Consider the following 21,082-nt stretch of genomic DNA (forward strand, 5'->3'; position numbering starts at 1 on the left):
TGCAATTTCCTCAGCCATTATTCTGAACTGTTAGGTGTCTTTGCGAGCGACAAAATCTAACACAGTTGCATTGATACAATAACGATCTTCACCTTTTGGGCCTTCACCTGGGAACAAATGCCCTAAATGAATACCCGTAGATTTAGATTTAATTTCAATACGTTGCATACCGTAACTATTGTCTTCATGCATGGTCACACTGTCTTTGATAGGGTGAGTAAATGACAGCCACCCGGTGCCCGATTTGAACCGATCCCGAGTATCAAACAGTGGTACACCACTGAGTTTGTCTATAAAAATACCATCCGGGGTATTTTTAAAAATATCGTACTGTTTACAAAACGGACTATCTGTACGGGCCTTAAATGCCACTGTATATGCTTCACTATCCCCTAATTTAAATGCGCCAAGTGCTTTATAAAACTCTTCGCTAGACACATAACCTTGGCGACCATAAACCTCTTTACCATCTTCTAAAAATAAGATTGTTGGGGTGGCCCAGGTCGCTGATTTAATCGTTAAACCATCAAGTTGATCGGCTTTACGATAAGTGACGGCAATGGTTCCTTGATAATCATTTAACACATCTTTTTTGAGTTTTTCACAATAAGGGCAGTAATCTCGTGAATCAATGATCACTATCTGCTTTCCTGCGAGTAAAGCCGTATTATCAACTTTATCATCACTGCGTTTTTCAAAAACAACGCCTGTTGAATGATCAGGGCAATAGCCATTAGGATTTTTAACTAAGTAGTCTTGGTGATATTCCTCAGCCGGAAAAAATACCGTTAATGGTTTTATAATGGTTTTTATAGAGCCATAACCAGCTTGGGTTAGTTTATCTTGATACTGCTGTTTTAATTCTTCAGCCAGTGCAGCTTGTTGCTCAGTAGTAGTTAAAATAATTGAACGGTACTGCGTGCCAATATCATTTCCTTGGCGATTTTTTTGCGTTGGATCATGACTTTCAAAGTAACTTTTTAATAACGTTGCAGCACTGATTATATTGCTATTGTAAGTAACCTGAACAACTTCAGCGTAATTATTTTCATCGAACTTGCGCGATGATTGGGTAATATTACGATAAGTTGCTTTAAAACCCTTACCATCTGCATAGCCTGACTTTGCATCAATTACACCAGCAAGCGCTTCATAACGTTTTTCTGCCCCCCAAAAGCAACCAGAACCAAGTACCATGGTTTCTAAATGCATTGTTGCTTGAATATCATTATCTTTTTCATTGTTAAGGGAAACACCATAACTTGCCGCACTGAACAAAATTGTTAAAGTGGTTAATTTAAGCCAATTCTTTGCTGCCAACATACTCTACCTCTTTCTATTTGTTGCTTCATTTTAGTAGACCTTGAAGCAGAACATATTATTTCAGGAATGTGGGTTATTTTATCGCTCATTATTGCGGCTTTACCGAATCCGACTTAACCTATGCGAATAAATGAGGTAAAACGTATTTATTTAATAAAGGTACAAACATGAAAAACCTTATTGCTTTTTCTGCATTATCAATTGCCCTTGCACTTAGTACGCAAAGCCATGCTGCAGAGTTTAATTTTTCTTCCAAGCTTGATAGTAATGCACAAGCATTAGTGTTGTTTTACAGTGAGGATGGGAGCAATACCGCATTTAACTCAATCAATAAAAAGTTCAATGCTCAATTACAGCACGCTATTGAAAATGAAAGTTTTAGTGGCAAATACGCCAGTACTGTTGAATTAATTGCACCTTATAATAGTGACTATAAACGCGTGCTAATTGTTGGTACCGGTAAGCAAGATAAGCTTGATAGAGCGTTAATGACCAAACTAGGTGGTAATATTCATGCGCGATTAATGAGCAGTAAAACAACAACTGCTGCGGTTGCATTCGATGACGTTGAAGGCGTAAACAATAACAGTGTACTTAGTGCTCACTTTGCACACGGTGCAAATTTACGCGACCATCGTTTTGAAAAATATAAACAAACTCCGAACACTCACACTGTCAGTTATCATTTTGACGTTAGTAATTCCAAGCAAACAAAACGTAACTATTCTGAACTTGAAAGCATTCAAGCAGGAGTGTTTTTAGCACGTGATTTAACCTCAGAAGTGGCCAGCGAAATGACTCCTGTTGACTTTGCTAGTGCGGCAAAAGAGCTTGAGTCTCTAGGTGTAGAAATCACTATTTTAGAGCCTAAGCAATTAATAGAACTAGGTATGGGGGCACTTGAAGCTGTCGGGCGTGGCAGCGAACAAGGCGCTCGCTTAGTCGTTGCACATTACAAAGGCTCAAACGCGACCCCTATTGCTCTGGTTGGTAAAGGGATCACCTTTGACTCTGGTGGTTATAGTATCAAAACAGGCGCATCAATTGCGCGTATGAAATCTGATATGGCTGGCGCCGCCGCTGTACTTGGGACTATCAAAGCAATGGCGCTTGCAAAAGCTGACAAAAACATTGTTGCCGTTATGGGAATGGCTGCCAATATGGTGTCGCAATACGCTGTTGCCCCTGGTGATGTGGTTCGCACCGCAGAAGGTTTAAGCGTTGAGATTGTTAATACTGATGCAGAAGGACGCTTAGTATTAAGTGATGCAATGTGGTATGCACGTGAATATTTCAAGCCCGAGATCATGATAGACGTTGCCACCCTTACCGGCTCTAAAATCAAAGCCGTAGGTAACGATTATGCGGCGGTGTTTTCTGATGACGATACGCTTGTTACGCAACTCACTTTAGCTGGAATGCAAGTAAACGAAAACCTATGGCGCTTACCGCTGGGATATAAAGAAACCTTAAGTTCAGACATTGCCGATCTTAAAAACCTAGGCTCAAGTGGCCCCGGAGCAACAACGGCCGCCAGCTTTTTGCAACATTTTGCTGGTGAAACTCGTTGGGTACACATAGATATTGCAGGTAATGCACTAGCAACTAAAGGAAAAGATGAAATTTCACCAGGCGGCACAGGTTATGGTGTGCGCTTGCTCAGTGAGTGGCTGTTAAGTAATTAGCAGTAAGCTATTATAACTTAATGCATTCTACTAACATCATTAGTTGTTATAACAACTGTGGCATTATCAAACACCTACTCTAAGCAATAGTGAGTGATATGCCACAGTTTTTTATAGTCTGACTCACATATCTAGTTTACGTGTATTAGTCCAGAACATTCCATAACCAAACTAATGTGTTTGCGCTACACTGGGTAATGTTAATATTGCAAGGTTGTTAACTAGTCGCATCGCTATAAACATTTCATACGTTATATGCTAGTTTGAGGTATTCAAGAATAATAAATACATTTGGCTATGGATCAACAAACTATCTCTCCAACTATTAGTGTCCTCAGTAATAACAGCATATTGCTTGATGCCACTGCCCTAAACGATGACAGTCTGAGCATTCAAAAAAAAATCTGGGCACTAGTGCAACAATGCAACACCAGCGACGCCTTTATAGATGTAGTACCCGCAATGAACTCGCTGACAGTTTATTTAATAGACCCTACTTCGCTTGCTCACTGGCAAGCTCAGTTAGCACTTTGGTGGGCAAATATAAATCCGCACGACTATCAGGGTAAGCATCATAAAATTATTACCCAATACGGTGGTGACTATGGCCCAGATCTAGACTATGTAGCTGAGTATCACAATTTATCGCCACAACAAGTAATTGATATACATAGCCAAGGGCATTATCAAGTATTGTTTTTAGGCTTTCAGCCAGGCTTTGCATATTTGCACGGTCTGAATAGTCAATTACATACTCCGCGCAGAGCACAGCCGCGAACTCGAGTGCCCAAAGGTTCGGTTGCCATTGGCGCTAATCAAACCGCGATTTACCCAGCTGATTCGCCCGGTGGTTGGCATATTATCGGCCACAGTGATTTTGCATTATTTGACAGTGAAAATACTCCACCATGCGCAATACAACCGGGCGATACGCTGCAATTTATTACTAAGGAGTCGGTATTATGATCACCGTAATAAAGCCCGGAATGCAAATGACGATTCAAGATCTCGGCCGTCATGGCTATCGTCATTTAGGAATTGCCCAATCTGGTGCGCTTGACCCTTATGCAATGATCATTGCCAATCGTTTAGTGGGCAATGATGATAATCAAAGTGTTATTGAGATCACTTTAGGCTTAGCACAATTACAGTTTCAATGTGCCACTGTTATTGCGCTGCATGGCGCTGATATGCAAGCAAAGCTTGATGGGGTAAGTATTTATCCCGGCTGGAGTTACCCAGTAGAGCAAGGACAAACACTGACATTTGCCACCGCTCGGCAAGGGTTTCGCAGCTACCTCGCAATTAAAGGCGGCATTGATTGTCATGCAGTGATGAATTCAACAGCCACCGATATTGCAGCAGGTTTTGGTGGCCTAACGGGCGCGCCTTTACAAGCCAATGATCAAGTCCCAATCACGCCATTTGATGGCAATTGGCCGCAACGTGGAGCGATTGCCCCCGCTAAGCGCAGTGTGATCCGCGTCCATTCAGGCCCACATCAACAATTACTATCACAACAATTTAGTGATTTTTTTGCCCAGACGAAATGGCAAGTCAGTCCGCAAAGTAATCGTATGGGAGTAAGGCTCAGTACGGAACATAATCAATTAATGCATACACATTCATTGCCTTCTTTAGCTGTTAGTCCGGGCTCTATCCAACTAACACCCAGTGGTGAGCCTATCGTTTTGCTAAATGATGGCCAAACAACCGGAGGATACCCGCTACTTGGTACTATAATAAGTGCGGATCAACACCAATTTGCACAACTTAAACCTGGTGACTTTGTAATATTTGAATTCGTCAACCTAGCAGCTGCAAATACTGCGCAGCGAAAACTTGACGCTCACCTACAACAATTGACTATTGCACTAAAAAACTTGAGCATCAGATAACCAATCACTAAATAAAAGCTCAGCTTAATAAATAATAATAAACACAGCACAGTGTAGGAACTATGATGTTTGATCTTAATTATTGGCCATTAATTGGCATTCCAGTGGTTGTGCTAGGATTTGCCTTGCGCTTTAACCCACTGATTGTAGTAACCGTTGCTGGCCTTGCAACTGGTTGGGCGGTAAATTTAGATATCCTCACCCTTTTGCAAACCTTTGGCGAGAAGTTTATGAACTCTCGTCAACTGGCCAGCTTTATTCTTATTTTACCCGTTATCGCACTGCTAGAGCGCTATGGTTTACAACAGCATGCGAAAAACTGGATTGCACAAATTCAAAGTGCCACCAGCGCACGTATATTAGCCCTGTATTTTATCGTTCGAGAATGCTCAGCAGCCCTAGGATTATTAAGCCTTGGCGGTCAAGCACAAACTGTTCGTCCATTATTAGCCCCCATGGCATTAGGTGCCGCGACCAATAAACACGGTGAGCTGCCAAAACCCATAAAAGCCATGATCAGCGCCCATGCAGCTGCCGTTGATAATATTGCGATGTTCTTTGGAGAAGACATTTTCATTGCTTTTGGTGCTGTACTATTGATGGATGCCTTCTTAAAGGAAAACGGCATTGCCGGTATTGAGCCGCTGCATATTGGTTTATGGGCTATTCCGACCGCCATTGCCGCACTCATTATTCATTTATTTAGATTATCTCGTTTAGAAGCAAAAATAGCTCTGGCTGTTGCTCACTACAAACAGCAGGAAGTGTGATGAGTAAAGTACTAACAACCTATGTAACTAACTCAAACGCTACAATTATCACCATTGAGAACATTTATTTATTAATTGGTCTCGTTGTGATGTTTTTAGTTGTTCGAACGCTGCAAGACAAAAACCATCCAAAAAGGCTCACCACAGCATTATTTTGGTTGTTATTTGGTAGCAGTTTTTTATTTGGTGATGTATCTATTGCCTTGTTCGGCAAAGCCAACACTTATTTATGGGTTGGTGTGAGCGTAGTATTAATTGCCCTATTAGCGGGCTTAAACCTAGTAAGCATGGGCAGTTATCAACCACTCACTGAACAGCAACAAACACAATCGGCCTCTCGCCTGGGCAATAAATTATTTGTTCCCGCATTAATGATACCCGTGATCACGGTATTACTGACTGTTTCTTTTGATGGTATCGCAATTGGTGATTATTACTTACTTGATCAACGTCATTTAACTCTCGCATCGCTCACTATAGCGTGTGTGTCTGCGCTACTGATTGGCTGGAAAATTACTGGGGGAAATCCGATTGAAGCTGTCACTGAATCCCGTCGGCTGCTAGATTCTATCGGTTGGGCAGCAATACTGCCACAAATGCTAGCAATGCTTGGTGGCGTGTTTATTGTGGCGCAAACAGGTGACTCAATTAAAGAGTTGGTTACTTTATTTATAGCGCCAGAGAATCGTTTTATGCTGGTGGTGCTGTATTGTGTTGGCATGGCGTTATTTACCATGGTGATGGGAAATGCGTTTGCTGCATTTCCGGTAATGACTGCGGGTATTGCTATGCCTTTTTTAATCGAAGGTCATGGCGCCAGCGCCGCACCACTGGTAGCAATTGGGATGTACAGTGGTTACTGTGGAACGTTAATGACGCCAATGGCAGCAAACTTTAATATCATTCCAGCGGCATTACTCGACCTAAAAGACAAATACCATGTTATAAAGGTGCAAATACCTACTGCGCTGGCCTTATTAACGGTCAATATTATTTTAATGTATATGGTGGTTTTTAATGACTAAACTGACATCAAGCATGCCCTGCGTATTGATAACTGGGTTTGCACCATTTGGCGGCGAATCGCTCAATCCGTCGTGGCAAGCGGTAAGCAAACTCGACGAACATTTAATCGCTAAACACCGAGTAATAGCCCTTGAGCTACCGTGTGAGTTTAATACCTCATTAGAGGTGCTTTATAAAGCCATAGAGCAGCATCATCCGGTTCTAGTATTATGTATCGGGCAAGCCGGTGGCCGCAGTGAAATAAGCATAGAGCGTATCGCGATTAATATTGATGATGCCCGAATTAAAGACAACGCAGGAAAGCAACCCATTGATCACCCCGTCGTCAAAAATGCTCCTGCCGCATATTTTGCACAATTACCTATCAAACGCATGTTATTAGCACTGCAACAAAGTGAGATCCCAGCCGCCATTTCTAATACAGCGGGTACATATGTGTGTAATCACGTTATGTATGGTCTATTACATCATATCAATGAGCATGAACCACACATCAAAGGGGGCTTTGTGCATATCCCTTATTTACCAAGCCAAGCTGTGCACCATAATGGCGCACCGAGTATGAGCGAAGAAACCGTGCTAAGCGCGTTAAAAGTAATGATCAACGAAGCTATTGTTGCAAAACAAGATGTAAAAGTCGCGGCTGGCACCACCCACTGACCAATTTGGTGCATCAGCGGCCATGCTGGTGCATAAATTATTCTGAAAATATTGTAAAAGCTATGTGACTTAGTTAATTATTTCTGTTAAAACAAACGTGAATGGTTAGGTATTATGACCTAACTAACACACATGATAGGAATGAGGAGTTACTATGTGTTCAATTTTTGGTGTATTAGATATAAAGTCTGATCCCGCTCCATTGCGTACGCAAGCAATTGAAATGTCAAAATTATTACGTCACCGCGGGCCTGATTGGTCTGGTGTATATTCATCTGAGAAAGCGATTTTAGTGCATGAACGTTTAGCCATTGTTGGTGTATCAAGCGGTGCACAGCCTTTATACAACCCTGAAAAAACTCATATTCTAGCTGTTAATGGCGAAATTTATAATCACAAAGAACTTGCCGCTAACCTTGAAACCGATTTCACTTTTCAAACTCAATCAGATTGTGAAGTTATCTTAGCGTTATACAAACAGAAAGGGCCTGAATTTTTAGATGATCTGAACGGTATTTTTGCTTTTTGTTTATATGACGAAGAACAAGACGCTTATTTAATTGGCCGTGATCATATTGGTATTATTCCACTTTATACTGGCCACGATGAGCACGGTAACTTTTATGTTGCCTCAGAGCTAAAAGCACTTTCACCAATCTGTAAGCATATTGAAGAATTTCCTCCTGGACATTTTTTATGGAGTAAAGATGGTCAATTGCGCCCATATTATGCCCGTGATTGGCAAAGCTTCGATGCAGTTAAAGATAACAGCGCAAAAGCCGAAGACGTCAAAGATGCACTTGAAGCCGCCGTTAAACGTCAATTAATGTGTGACGTACCTTATGGCGTGTTGTTGTCAGGTGGTTTAGATTCATCCGTTATTTCAGCTATTACCCAACGTTTTGCAGCAAAACGTATTGAAGATAATGATGAAAGCGATGCATGGTGGCCTAAGCTGCACTCTTTCTCGGTTGGCCTTGAGGGCTCCCCAGATCTAGCGGCTGCACAAAAAGTAGCTGATATGATAGGAACTGTTCATCACCCGATTATATTTACGATTCAAGAAGGGATTGATGCCCTACGTGAAGTTATTTATCACATTGAAACCTACGATGTAACTACGATCCGTGCTTCTACTCCGATGTACTTAATGGCTCGCCAAATCAAAGCGATGGGTATTAAAATGGTGCTCTCTGGTGAAGGCGCTGATGAGCTATTTGGTGGTTACTTGTACTTTCATAAAGCACCAAATGCACAAGAGTTTCATGAAGAATTAAACCGTAAAGTATCTAAACTGCACATGTTTGATTGCTTACGCGCAAATAAATCAATGGCGGCATGGGGTGTAGAAGCCCGCGTTCCCTTCCTTGATAAAGAGTTTGTTGATGTTGCTATGCGTATCAACCCTGAAGCTAAAATGTGTAAAGATGGCAAAATTGAAAAGCATATTTTACGTGAAGGCTTTGACGGCTACTTACCTGATGAAGTGTTATGGCGTCAAAAAGAGCAGTTTTCGGATGGTGTAGGCTACAGCTGGATTGATACATTAAAAGAGTTTGTAAACGAGCAAGTAACCGATCAAGAGCTTGAAAACGCAAAATTTAAATACCCTATTAACACACCTGATTCAAAAGAAGCGTATTACTACCGTACTATTTTTGAATCTCACTTCCCAGGTGATGCAGCCGCTAAATGTGTACCACACGGTAAGTCAGTCGCCTGTTCAACGCCTGAAGCGTTATTATGGGATGCATCATTTCAAAATAATGCCGATCCATCAGGTCGTGCCGCAGGTATTCATAACGACGCCTATGCACAAAAGAAATAATAAGCCTAGTCGCTTATTAAATCTGGCAATAACTCACAGACTGCACAAAGCCCCGCGCTTTGTGCAGTCTTTTGCTATTGAGCAAGTTTTTAACGATACAGCGAGACGCTGTAAAGGTTCGTCTGCGTTAATTGTTATTTATAAAACAGGGTTAACAACTCAACTAATGCAGCGCATTGCAAAAAACACCGCTCAGCACGCCACCGTATTTTTAAATCAAGCCAATATCAAAAAAAATCGATGCCCTATTCGTTGGTTTAATCACAGCCATGAGATCAGCCGCTGTGGTCATGGGACACTCGCCGCTGCACTGTTTTTAAAAAAATGGCAAGGGTTTAGCCCAAACACCTTTTATACAAATACAGGGGAAGTATTTAAAATCAGAATACATCAACGCGCACTGCAACTACAATTAGCCACCATTGATAGCACCGAGGTACAAACAGAGGTTCTGCTGCAACAAGCCATTCCTACCTCAATAGTGCAAAGCTATAAAACAGCAAAAATTAACGGCTACAGTACTGTGATGATTAACAGTGATCAGCCTTTAAAAACACTCGCGATAAATACAGCACAATTACAATGCTACCCAAATGCAGTGATTGTATTGCAACAACGCCAAACAGCTAATCAAACCACACAGTGGCATTTTCGATATTTTGCTCCTTATTATGGCGTGGATGAAGATAGCGCTACAGGTTCAGCCATCAGCATTATTGCCCCCATAATCAAACAATACACTGAACAAACACATGGCCAGCTTTTCCAAGATTCTGTTTTCGGAGCAACCATTAATTACCGTTTAAAAGATAACAGCGTCATTATCAGTTAAGCCACTAAATTTGACGGTGTATTTTCCAAGCCCTGCATAGTCAATTTCAGTATCAACATCAGTGTCTAACTCAATAACACCACAATATGAGCCTGTTATGAGAATTTGCCCAGCAGCGAGCGTGATCCCACACTTAGCCAGATAATTTACTGCCCAATAGATTGGTGTTTGTGCCAGACCACATGGGTGCTTGCCAAGATAGCTATGACAGCGATTATTTTGTGTTATCGCGATAGTAATATGTGCCGCATCATAAGCTACTTGCTTATTAATTTTAGGACCAAGTAACACCCCTTGGTTACTTAAACCATCCGCTAACTTTGCAAAGTGATTTGCTTGATACGCTGTAGAGAAACGGTTTTGGATCAGCTCAAGTGCCATATGCGTGTCACTCACCGCGTGGTCAATTTCATCTTCGCTATAGCTGGCCTGCTTTGGCATATTTTGCGCAAACACAAAAGCAATTTCAGGCTCTATCCGTGCCTTGTTTTGTTCAGTATATAATCTGCAGATTTGTGCAAATGATTGCGGCGGCTTTAATATTGGAGCCAAAATAATCGCACCGTTATCAAGTGGTAATAGGCATTTCCAACCAAATACTTGGCCCTTGTTTAATGCAATCATCAATTGTTGAACAGCTAAACTATCTTCAGTGCTTGTTAATGCTAATTGTGGCGGTAAATCTGATTGTGGCGCTGCACTTGTGCGTTGTGCAAATAAATGTGCTGCAATCGTTTTTAATTTAGTAGAACTGTCCACACTAACCTCTTCGTAATAAGGTTTTATAATGGCTGCACCAGCAGCCGTAGGTTTAATGCAGTATTTATACTATTAAAAAATCAATTTGCGCAGCATTTTTAGCTAAGTACAGTTAAATAATAAATGATGGACTGTGCATTATTTAAATTGGCCTCAATAAACACAATGCAAAATAACCCTGCTCGTCTTGCCACGTTTGCTCTAAACGTAATCCAGCTTGGGCGCTAAGTTCAGTAAATGCCTGTAGTGCGTATTTATGGGAGTTTTCTGTATGGATGCTCTCACCTTGAGAAAAGCTAAATGATTCGCCATTAACGGTGACTGTTTGAGCACAGTTACTGATCAAATGCATTTCAATACGGCTTAGTTTTTCATTAAACCGTGATTGGTGATTAAACTGGCTAAGATCAAAATCAGCATTTAACTCAGCATTAATACGCTGGAGTAAGTTTTTATTAAATGCCGCGGTGACGCCTTGTTTATCGTCATAAGCATCAAGTAATACTTGACGGTCTTTGAGCAAATCAATGCCAATCAGTACATAACCGTTAATACCACATAACCGATGGAAATTTTTCATGATCTCAATGGCTTTTAGTGGTGAAAAATTGCCTATTGTTGAGCCTGGAAAATACACGAGATTCGTTTGGCTATCCAATTGTGTTTCACGGCTTAACTGCTTTACCATTTGGCTATGAGTAAAATCCCCCAACAACGGCGAAATAGCTAACTCAGGAAATAATGGAGATAAATGGGCCAGTGAGTAATTAAGCATTTCATTAGAGATCTCAAATGGCACAAAACTTTTCACATTCACTAAGTGCGCTAACAAATAAGCAATTTTTTTACCCGAGCCACAGCCCGGCTCTATGATTGATAAGTTATCAGGAAGCAACTTGGCAATTGCTTGGCTGTGCTTGGTTAAAATGCTCAGCTCTGTGCGTGTCACGTAGTACTCATCAAGCTCAGTGATCTGCTCAAACAAAGCGGCCCCGTTATCATCATAAAAATATTTACAGGGTAGATTCTTTTGCTGCTGTGACAGTCCCGCAATAACATCGTTTAAAAAGCGGTTATCAATGTCGGTTGTCATTAATGTTGTTACTTGGCTCATGCTCAATCCTTAGCGAGTCTAATACCACTGCGCATCCACGCTTGGTGTGGGTAATAGAAATTGCGATAAGTTAGTCTTAAATGATTTTGTGGGGTAAGTTTACAGCCACCGCGCAGTACCATTTGGTTCGCCATAAATTTACCATTGTATTCCCCTGCCACGCCTGCTATTGGCTTAAAGCCTGGGTACGGTAAATAGGCACTGTTTGTCCACTGCCAACAGTTGTCGGTCAGCTGGGTGATAGTTTGCGCCGCATTACTGTTAGCAACGCTTTCCCATTCAAATTCGGTTGGGAGGCGTGCTTGTGAGTAATGTGCAAAAGCGTTTGCTTCGTAAAAGGTAACATGGCTTAGCGGCTCATTTAGCGCCAAAGGCTGTAATCCAGCTAATGTAAATTCAAACCACTCATTATTTACTTTATGCCAATAGAGTGGCGCAGTTTGCCGAGCATTATTTATCTGCGCCCAACCGTCACTGAGCCAATGCTCTGGATTTTGATAACCACCGTCTTGTATAAACGCTAAATACTCACCATTGGTAGTTAACCGGTTAGCAAATTTAAATGGCTGAATAAGCACTTGATGAGTTGGCCGTTCATTGTCGTAGCTGAACGTTTGCTCAGTTGCACCAATATGTGCAGTATGCTTTGAGAATGCCACAAAGCTAAGAGGACTGGCTTGCGTAACAGGATTTTCTATACGGATATTGTTAGTGTCACAATAAGCAGGAAACAACGGATTAACTGAAAAGTTATATTGAATGTCCATCAGCATTAGTTCTTGGTGCTGTTGTTCATGGTTAAGTCCTAATTCAATAACTTGCTTTATTGACTCGCTACACGGTGCACTCAGTAATTCAATCACCGCCCGGTCAACATATTCTCTATAGGTAATCACGTCATCTAAACTAGGCCGCGATAAACTCCCTCTGCAGGCACGCTTAAATTGTTCACCTATACCGTTATAATATGAGTTAAATAAAGTTTTAAATTTAGGATTAAATACTGTGTAGTGAGAGCTATGTGCAATTAGCAAAAAAGTTTCAAAGAACCACGTTGTGTGCGCAAGGTGCCATTTACTAGGGCTTACATCTGCCATAGCTTGTAATTGGCAGTCTTCTGCTGATAACGAGTTTATTAACGTCACGCTGTGGTGTCGAACGCGATGATAATGCTGAGCTAATTGATGCTCATCAGCCGTGTTTTTAGTGTTCTCTTTGCCATGGTTACTCATAGTAATGACTAAATTCCTTATCGCTACTGATCAATGATATAGCTCATCTAATGTTAAATCATATTCATATTACGCTTTCATTACTGCGACTATAAAACGTCAATCTCGTGCAACTGCCTTTTACAACTACAAAAAATAATAGCTCAATTAACCACAAAAAACAGCCGCGATTACTTTAACAATCAAACTAATTTTTGACCTTTTGCGAATTATGTACTTTTATATAAAAACATAAAAATGGTTACAATGGCCATATAAGCCGCTATTTAACAACAAAATCATTTACATTTGGTATTTAACTCATACACTAGTAGCTGTATGATCATCTTTTAAATTAGTTAGTCTTCAAATAAATTAAAGTATCAATTATTACCTAACCTGAACTTTGCTTTAAAAATTTACTAACGTAGTGATTTATTATCCGAAGCTTCAAGTTACTTAGACTAATTAAATTAGGTATGTTGCTGGTAACAAGCAGCTTGTTAGGACAACAAAAGAGGTATTGCATGAGCGAAAATCATGACAAATATAGTATCGACAATACGGATTACACCGTAGGTCAGGATAACGTGCAAAAATGGGGATTTGATATACACAACCCTGTTTTTGGCATCAGCGCGGGCCTGATTGTCATCTTTTTAATCGCCATTCTCGCTACCGATCCACAAACTGCAAAAGCAGCACTTGATGGTGTGAAACTCGATATAATTAATAATTTTGATGCCTTGTTTATGTGGGCTGCAAACTTCTTCGTTATTTTTTGTTTAGCACTGATTGTTTCTCCTTACGGAAAGATCCGTTTAGGAGGCAGTGATGCTAAGCCTTCATATACTCGTGTTTCATGGCTCGCTATGTTATTCGCCGCAGGCATGGGTATTGGCTTAATGTTTTGGGGGGTAGCTGAACCGGTTGCATATTTTACTGGTTGGTATGAAACACCACTGAATGTAACAGCCAACACCCCAGAAGCTGCAAAACTGGCAATGGGGGCAACTATGTTCCATTGGGGCCTGCACCCTTGGGCTATTTATGCTGTAGTTGGCTTATCACTATCATTCTTTACATATAACAAAGGTTTACCACTGTCTATCCGGTCAATTTTTTACCCTATATTGGGCGATAAAGCATGGGGCTGGCCTGGTCATATCATTGATATTTTAGCAGTACTGGCAACTTTATTTGGCTTGGCAACATCATTGGGGTTAGGCGCTCAGCAAGCGTCTGCGGGGATAAACCACGTGTTTGGTCTCGAAGGTGGCATTGGCTCACAAATACTCGTTATTGTTGGCGTTACCCTACTGGCTATTATTTCCGTTGTGCGCGGCATTGATGGCGGTGTAAAACTCCTTAGTAATATCAACATGCTAATTGCTTTTGCCCTATTGGTATTTGTTTGCTTAGTTGGCTTTGCTGTTGCGATGGGTAATATTCCTACCACCTTTATGGGTTATGTAGAAAATATCATTCCATTAAGTAATCCACATGGCCGTGAAGACGAAACATGGATGCATGGCTGGACTGTATTTTACTGGGCTTGGTGGATTTCGTGGTCACCGTTTGTAGGCATGTTTATCGCTCGCGTATCACGCGGTCGTACTATTCGTGAATTTTTGATTGCGGTATTACTTATTCCAACATTGGTTACAGTTTTATGGATGTCAATTTACGGCGGTATTGCAATTGATCAAGTAGTCAATGGTGTTGGCGCACTTGGCCTAAATGGTTTAACCGATGTCCCTATGGCTATGTTTCAAATGCTAGATGAATTACCTATGTCTAATATTTTGTCTGTAATTGCTGTGCTATTAGTTTTAGTGTTTTTTATCACTTCATCTGATTCAGGGTCATTAGTAATAGACTCTATCACTGCTGGCGGGAAAATTGATGCGCCAGTACCACAACGCATTTTTTGGGCATCTATTGAAGGTGCTATTGCAGCCGCGCTATTGTGGATTGGTGGTACACAAGCAATCGAAGCACTGCAAGCAGGTGCGGTCTCTACCGGCTTACCATTTACAATCGTCTTGCTGTTTATGTGTTTAAGCCTTATTTTAGGTCTGAGAACTGAGCCGTTACCGGCTAAATAAACGCTATATAAAACCAAAAACGCCGCAAATTTGCGGCGTTTTTTTATTTAAGCTTATTAGCCAAAGTTCAGGTTAAGAAATTTTTAACTCCATAACTGCGAGATCGGTGTATCTTCTCGGTAATGGTGACTCAATTGTGCTTGTAACAGTTCAGCTGTTGCTAAAGCGTCTGTTAAAGCATTATGGTTTTTATACACAGGTAATGAATAGCGCTGGCGACAATCACCTAATCTAAGCGATCCTAACCTAGAATTAAATAACCAACCTAGCAAACCCTGCCTGGCTTTTAAGGCTTTTCGTTCAATTTCCATGGTATCAACCAAAGCAAAGTTGATCCCCTCGTTAAGCCTAAGTAACAGTGCAGTATTTAAGAAGTGCCGCTCAATCGCGCCATAGTGTACAACAACCACTTTACCACTGAGTGCTTGCAATAATGGCTCAATAATCTGGTTAAAATCCGGGGCATCGTCAATTTCTGAATGCGTTATGCCATGTATTACAATGGATCCCTCGTTGAAATTACGCCTAGGGCGCACCACCCAATGGCGACTATCTTTGCAATATATACGCTGTAAATTAAAAGGAATTAAACCAACACTGACAATATCATCACTGGTGCTATCTAAACCGGTTGTTTCAAAGTCCATTGCAACAAATGGCACATCTTTAATTGCTGCGAATTTATCGCTAAAAGCAGCTCCATAAAAACGTTTGATAGTGTCATTTTGAGCGCCGCTTAATAAATTTTTATAGCGTGTTGCCCAGTCAATCATTGCTTGCTTTTTGAAAGCCATAAATTACTTTACCCCAGAGTTTGCTGAGTAACTAAATTTCAAATAGCTTTGTGCTTTTTCTAAAATTGCAAAAGCTTCTTTTAAGTTACGCTGCTCAAAAGGCGATAATAAATGAGGGTCTAAATCGTTGTCGGGTTCTTCCCCTTGTTCAATTTGCCATGCTTGGTGACGGATCCGCATCATGGCAATATATTCTAGCGCATCTCGCAAATCTTGTGCTTTGCCTTGCGGTAGGAGCTTGGCTTCAATAATATCTTCTAAGCGTTCGAACGAGTTTTGCTTACGTGATCCAACCGCCAATGCGTGAACACGAATAACATCTGAAAGCGGCGCTGTGCCTCTGCGCTTTAAATTCATAGAACGTTTATGCTGACCATTGTGCTCCATAACAAAGCCTTTAAAAAACCCCAATGGTGGGGTTCTGTTGCGAGCATTTGCAGCCATATTAGCTAAAAATACGCGATTAACTTTGCTTTGTTTGGCAATAAATATTTTAAGCTCATCGGCCCATTTGGTTTTACCCCACACCCCGTCTAAATCAAAAAATATGGAGCTATTTAGTAAGGCTTGCGGTTTAGGCAGCTCTATCCACTGAGCAAATTGCTCAAACCATTGTGCACGTGTTTTTCGCCATTTTTTAAATGACGCCATTATTTCGCCATCACAATAGGTATAACCGCATTGAGCTAAACCATCACAAACAAAATCGGCAATATTTTGAAAATACGTATCATGAAGTTCATCATCATAATCATCATCTAGAATGAGCGCGTTATCTTGATCAGTAACAATGAGTTGCTCATCCCGCGCCATTGAACCTAAAGCGATAAAACAGTATGCAACCGGAGGCGGCCCATACTTTTCTTCAGCTAATACCAGTAACCTTTGTTTAAAAGTGCGGCCAATCACAGCCATTGCCGTGCCAATCATATGCGAGTTTGCATCTTCATTTACCATCCGTACAAACACATTCGGCAGCTGGCGTGCATAGTGTGTTAAATCTTCAATCGATTGCTGCGCAAGTATTCCACGTACCAATAGCAAGCTGCTTTGTGATTCATAGCGTAAAATATCAGAAAGAGAAATAACCCCAATTGGACGGCGTTTTTGGACCACCGGTAAGTGATGTAAGTTATCACGTAGCATCGCAAGTACAGCTTCGAAAACATAGGCATTGGCATCTAATAAAACCAAGTTTGTAGACATTATTGTATGCGCGGGTGTGTCAAATGCAAGGCCATGAGCAATGACTTTGGTACGTAAATCTTTGTCTGTGATAATACCAACAACTTGACCATCATCTTCCTCTGGGTCGTCGTTAATAGGTTTGGTACTATCAGTAACTAAAACCGATGACACCGATTCATCAGTCATAAGCTGGGCAACTTGTTGCACCGTTGAATCAGTATTAACTGTCACCACATCACGGTGGATCAGCGATTTTACTTTTGCTGTGGTTAAATCATTACCATCGGCTTGTTCAACAATTGCCTGATGTAAACGAACATTACCATCCGTTTCAAAATAGTCAGCAAATGAATCAAATTCGTCGCAATAGCGGTTAAATAGTTCAACATTAATGCAATACACTAGCGTATCTTCAAGTGCTTTAGCTGGAAAGCGCACCTTGCGATTCATCAGTAAACCCATCTGCCCAAATATACCCGCAGTGGTTAAACGATTATCCAGTTCCCCATTACGTCGATACATTTCAACAGACCCGCTTCTGATCACATAAAGATCAGCGATATCTTGACCAAATAATAAAATATCGGTGTGCGCTCTAAAGTAAGCGACTTCAACTTGTTGCGCGAGCTCATTGATTGCTTTGCTCGGTAGGCTGTCAAAAGGCGGGTGTTGTGCTAAAAACTGCGCGATTTCTACTTGTTCGGCTTGCATAAAAAAAACCTGTTGGGGATAGCTTTCCCAAGTGTGAGCCTAATTAACTTATTTTTCAAAGATAAATAGTTAATTAGGCTATTTTAATTGTGATTTACTCTACCTTATCAAGCTCCTGCGCAAGTTGCTTACTTTCATCACCACGAGGTGTAGTAAAGCGTGCTAAGCCCAAGTAAATTACCGGTGTTAAGTACAACGTAAATAGCACCGCTAAAGACAAGCCACCAAACACGACCCAGCCAATCGCATTACGTGCCTCAGCACCTGCCCCGGTTGATAATATCAGCGGCAGTGCACCTAGTAAGGTTGATATCAAGGTCATAGTAATTGGTCTTAAACGTACTAATGCTGCTTGCTCTACAGCTTTACGAACTGTTAAACCTTGGTCGCGCAATTGGTCAGCAAATTCAACTAACAAAATCGCGTTTTTCGCGATTAAGCCAATTAACATCACCAAACCTATTTGCGAGTAAATATTTAACGAAGTACCAGTTAAATACAGCGCTAAAATTGCTGATGTAATACCAAACGGTACTGTTACCATCACCACCACAGCACTATTAACATTTTCAAACTGTGCGGCTAATACTAAAAATACGATTAAAAATGCCAGTATGTAAGTGATAAATACTTCATTAGAAGTTTCTTCAAAGGTTAAAGCTTCACCTTTAAATGCCAAGCTAATGCCACTTGGTAGCGTTTGCTCTGAAATATCACGTAATTGCGATACCAGCTGTGCAATACTCATGTCCGCCGGCAGTTCCATATCAAGCTCGATAGCACGACGCTGTGCGTGGCGTTCAAGCTCGGCGGCAACACCTTCTTCTGTAATGGTTGCAACGCTACTCAGTGGTACTAACTGACCGTTATTTGCACTGATATATAAATTAGCGAGATCACTGGGATCTTTAATGGTTTGATTTTGTGCTTGCAGAATAATCGGTACCGATTGGTCACCAATATTTAAATCTGCAATATCATCGCCATTTATCGCAGCACGTAAGGTGATTGATATATCACTCAGTGACACCCCTAATTCCTCTGCACGGCGTCTATCAATATTAACGCGCAATTGCGGCTGTGATGGCTGATATGAAATACGCACGTTGTCAATCGACGGGATAGTCTGCTCAACCTGGGCAGCAAAATCTTGTGCGGCCTTATAAATCTGCAGGTAATCTTGCCCTAATAGTGCCAGCTCAATACCGCCACCTTGACCGCGTAAATTTAAACTATTTGACCCAGACGGATAACCTGCCGCCCCAGGAATATTACCCAGCGGACCGCGAATTTTATTAATGATCTCTTGCTGTGAAAAATGACGCTCATCCCAGTGTTTTAAAGGCACGGTAATAAACACAATATTTGGATCCCACTGCCCTACAACAGTATAAATAGATTCAATTTCGCCGCTTTGCACATACGGCAGCAAAATATCTTCCATTTGCATTGCTTGACGGTCCATAAAATTCAAACCAACACCGTCAGGGCCCCGAGCAAAGATACGTATTTTTCCGCGATCTTCTGAAGGCAGTAATTCATTATCTAAATTGAGATACAAAGCACCCGAACCCGCAGCGACTAATATACTAGCTATAAACGTAAGCCACGCATGATCAAGCACCCAATGAATGGTTTTAGTATAAATATTAGCAAGCCAATGACCTATTTTAGCAAATGGGTGTTTACCACCTTGTTTGAGTTTTAGCTTTGAGGTGAGCGCTGGCACTAATGAAAGCGCTACAAAGCTTGAAATGATCACCGCTCCCGCAAGTACCCCACCAAACTCCCTAAATAATCGCCCTGCGGTTGAGGGTAAAAAAGCGATAGGAACAAATACCGCCGCTAACACCGCTGTCGTTGCGACAACAGCAAAAAACACTTCTCGCGTGCCAATTACCGCAGCAGCACGGCGGCCAAGGCCTAAACCGCGTTGACGTTGAATGTTTTCGCTGACCACAATCGCATCATCAACAATCAACCCCGTTGCTAACACTAATGCCAGCAAAGTAAGTATATTGATTGAAAAACCCAGTGCCCATATCAACGCTAATGAACCAACCAAGGCAACAGGAATTGCAAATGCAGGCACTAAAGTCGCGCGCCAAGAGCCGATAAATACCCATAATGTAATGATCACCAGCAGCACAGTTAGCACCAGTGAGTAAATCACCTCATCAACTGAGCTCCTGATAAATTGTGCATCATCAGAAGTTAAAGTAAATTTCAGCTCCGGAAAACGCGTTTGCATTTTTGCTAATAAACTTAATACTTCGTCAGATATTTCAATGGTATTTGACTGTGCTTGACGTATAACTTCCATGCCAATCACTGGCTGGCCGTTTAAGCGCACCATAGAGCGAGGATCCGCAGGACCAAAATACACCGCCGCAATATCACCAATACGCGTACCATCACGAATAATAATATCGGCCACTTGCTCAGCGGTAACTGAGGTTGCATCTGCGCGCACTATAATTTGTTGATCCGTCGATTTCAAACTACCGGCAGGTACGTCAAATGGCGCTTGGCGCAGTACTTGGGCTACATCAGGAACGGTTAAATTAAAACTGGTTAATTTAAGTGGATCAAGACGCACCCGTAAAACACGTTTTCGGTCACCATTTAAACGTACATCGGCCACACCTGGAATGGTTAAAAACTGCGGTGCTAAATCAACCTCAACCAGTTCAGTCAACGCTTCAAGGGCTATGGTATCGCTTGATACGGTTAGCGATACCACCGCCTCAGCATCATTATCAGCCTTGATAATAGAAACGCGCTCAACTTCTTCTGGCAACTCCCGTTGTACACGTGCTACCGACTCACGGGTTTCATTCGCAGCATCATCAAGGTCAACACCAGCACGAAACTCAACAACAATCCGTGCATTGCCTTCTTCACTTTGTGCGCGAATAGTTTTTACACCACTTACGCGGGCTACCGCCCCTTCAAGTTTACTGGTTACTTCGGTATCAACAGTCTCTGGAGAGCCCCCAGGAAATGAAGCCGACACCGTGATCCTTGGCGTATCAACATCAGGCAGTTCACGAACTTCAACCCCGGCAATGGCCGCAATACCCGCAATAATGATCAGTAAATTAAGTACTACAATAAGCACTGGGCGGCGAATGGCCATTGAAGGGAGATCTTGCATCATAGGTTGTTGTTTCAT

Annotated in this window: 16 protein-coding genes; 9 read left to right on the forward strand and 7 right to left on the reverse strand. The window is 41.6% G+C overall.

Annotation, left to right across the window (positions count from 1 at the left end; genetic code table 11):
* Positions 1–30: 30 nt before the first annotated feature.
* Complete coding sequence (gene msrA, locus H5187_RS01160) at positions 31–1,323, reverse strand: peptide-methionine (S)-S-oxide reductase MsrA (protein ID WP_182797465.1); 1,293 nt, start codon at positions 1,321–1,323, stop codon at positions 31–33.
* 167 nt (positions 1,324–1,490) lie between these two features.
* Between msrA and H5187_RS01165 the strand changes: the two genes are divergently transcribed.
* The 8 genes from H5187_RS01165 (at position 1,491) to H5187_RS01200 (ending at position 10,022) form a co-directional block, all read left to right on the forward strand.
* Entirely contained in the window at positions 1,491–3,008 is a 1,518-nt protein-coding gene (locus tag H5187_RS01165) for a leucyl aminopeptidase (RefSeq protein WP_182719002.1), read from the forward strand.
* A gap of 297 nt (positions 3,009–3,305) precedes the next feature.
* Positions 3,306–3,974, forward strand: coding sequence for a 5-oxoprolinase subunit PxpB (gene pxpB, locus H5187_RS01170; RefSeq protein ID WP_145233263.1), 669 nt, complete (start codon positions 3,306–3,308; stop codon positions 3,972–3,974).
* Entirely contained in the window at positions 3,971–4,906 is a 936-nt protein-coding gene (locus H5187_RS01175) for a biotin-dependent carboxyltransferase family protein (protein ID WP_149982470.1), read from the forward strand. Before pxpB ends, H5187_RS01175 begins: the two co-directional genes overlap by 4 nt.
* A 65-nt stretch (positions 4,907–4,971) precedes the next feature.
* Positions 4,972–5,676, forward strand: coding sequence for a DUF969 domain-containing protein (locus H5187_RS01180; RefSeq protein ID WP_182797495.1), 705 nt, complete (start codon positions 4,972–4,974; stop codon positions 5,674–5,676).
* Complete coding sequence (locus tag H5187_RS01185) at positions 5,676–6,701, forward strand: DUF979 domain-containing protein (protein WP_182797466.1); 1,026 nt, start codon at positions 5,676–5,678, stop codon at positions 6,699–6,701. The genes H5187_RS01180 and H5187_RS01185 overlap by 1 nt, the downstream gene beginning before the upstream one ends.
* Positions 6,694–7,362 (forward strand): pyroglutamyl-peptidase I, encoded by a 669-nt coding sequence (pcp, locus tag H5187_RS01190; RefSeq protein ID WP_149982472.1) that lies wholly within the window; start codon positions 6,694–6,696, stop codon positions 7,360–7,362. Before H5187_RS01185 ends, pcp begins: the two co-directional genes overlap by 8 nt.
* A gap of 154 nt (positions 7,363–7,516) precedes the next feature.
* Positions 7,517–9,190 (forward strand): asparagine synthase B, encoded by a 1,674-nt coding sequence (gene asnB, locus H5187_RS01195; RefSeq protein WP_145233255.1) that lies wholly within the window; start codon positions 7,517–7,519, stop codon positions 9,188–9,190.
* Positions 9,174–10,022 carry a PhzF family phenazine biosynthesis protein gene (locus H5187_RS01200; RefSeq protein ID WP_182797467.1) on the forward strand — a complete coding sequence of 283 codons (849 nt, stop codon included), beginning with the start codon at positions 9,174–9,176 and terminating at the stop codon, positions 10,020–10,022. The genes asnB and H5187_RS01200 overlap by 17 nt, the downstream gene beginning before the upstream one ends.
* Here the strand turns inward: H5187_RS01200 and H5187_RS01205 are convergent.
* The 3 genes from H5187_RS01205 to egtB form a co-directional block, all read right to left on the reverse strand.
* A complete protein-coding gene (locus H5187_RS01205) occupies positions 9,993–10,781 on the reverse strand; it encodes a 2-keto-4-pentenoate hydratase (protein ID WP_220493218.1) in 789 nt (262 codons plus the stop codon). The genes H5187_RS01200 and H5187_RS01205 overlap by 30 nt on opposite strands.
* A gap of 142 nt (positions 10,782–10,923) precedes the next feature.
* Complete coding sequence (gene egtD, locus H5187_RS01210) at positions 10,924–11,895, reverse strand: L-histidine N(alpha)-methyltransferase (RefSeq protein WP_182797468.1); 972 nt, start codon at positions 11,893–11,895, stop codon at positions 10,924–10,926.
* 2 nt (positions 11,896–11,897) lie between these two features.
* Positions 11,898–13,127 carry an ergothioneine biosynthesis protein EgtB gene (gene egtB / locus H5187_RS01215; protein WP_182740128.1) on the reverse strand — a complete coding sequence of 410 codons (1,230 nt, stop codon included), beginning with the start codon at positions 13,125–13,127 and terminating at the stop codon, positions 11,898–11,900.
* A gap of 506 nt (positions 13,128–13,633) precedes the next feature.
* On the opposite strand from egtB, the gene H5187_RS01220 reads away from it, so the two are divergent.
* Positions 13,634–15,214, forward strand: coding sequence for a BCCT family transporter (locus tag H5187_RS01220; RefSeq protein ID WP_145233245.1), 1,581 nt, complete (start codon positions 13,634–13,636; stop codon positions 15,212–15,214).
* 83 nt (positions 15,215–15,297) lie between these two features.
* Here the strand turns inward: H5187_RS01220 and H5187_RS01225 are convergent, their stop codons facing one another.
* The 3 genes from H5187_RS01225 to H5187_RS01235 form a co-directional block, all read right to left on the reverse strand.
* Complete coding sequence (locus H5187_RS01225; RefSeq protein WP_182794771.1) at positions 15,298–16,008, reverse strand: 3'-5' exonuclease; 711 nt, start codon at positions 16,006–16,008, stop codon at positions 15,298–15,300.
* A 3-nt stretch (positions 16,009–16,011) separates the two neighbouring features.
* Positions 16,012–17,907 (reverse strand): DUF294 nucleotidyltransferase-like domain-containing protein, encoded by a 1,896-nt coding sequence (locus tag H5187_RS01230; RefSeq protein ID WP_145233241.1) that lies wholly within the window; start codon positions 17,905–17,907, stop codon positions 16,012–16,014.
* 94 nt (positions 17,908–18,001) lie between these two features.
* Positions 18,002–21,082 carry an efflux RND transporter permease subunit gene (locus tag H5187_RS01235; RefSeq protein WP_145233239.1) on the reverse strand — a complete coding sequence of 1,027 codons (3,081 nt, stop codon included), beginning with the start codon at positions 21,080–21,082 and terminating at the stop codon, positions 18,002–18,004.

Origin of the sequence: Pseudoalteromonas sp. SG44-1 (assembly GCF_014164315.1) — a bacterium.
GTDB classification, from domain to species: Bacteria; Pseudomonadota; Gammaproteobacteria; order Enterobacterales; family Alteromonadaceae; genus Pseudoalteromonas; species Pseudoalteromonas rhizosphaerae.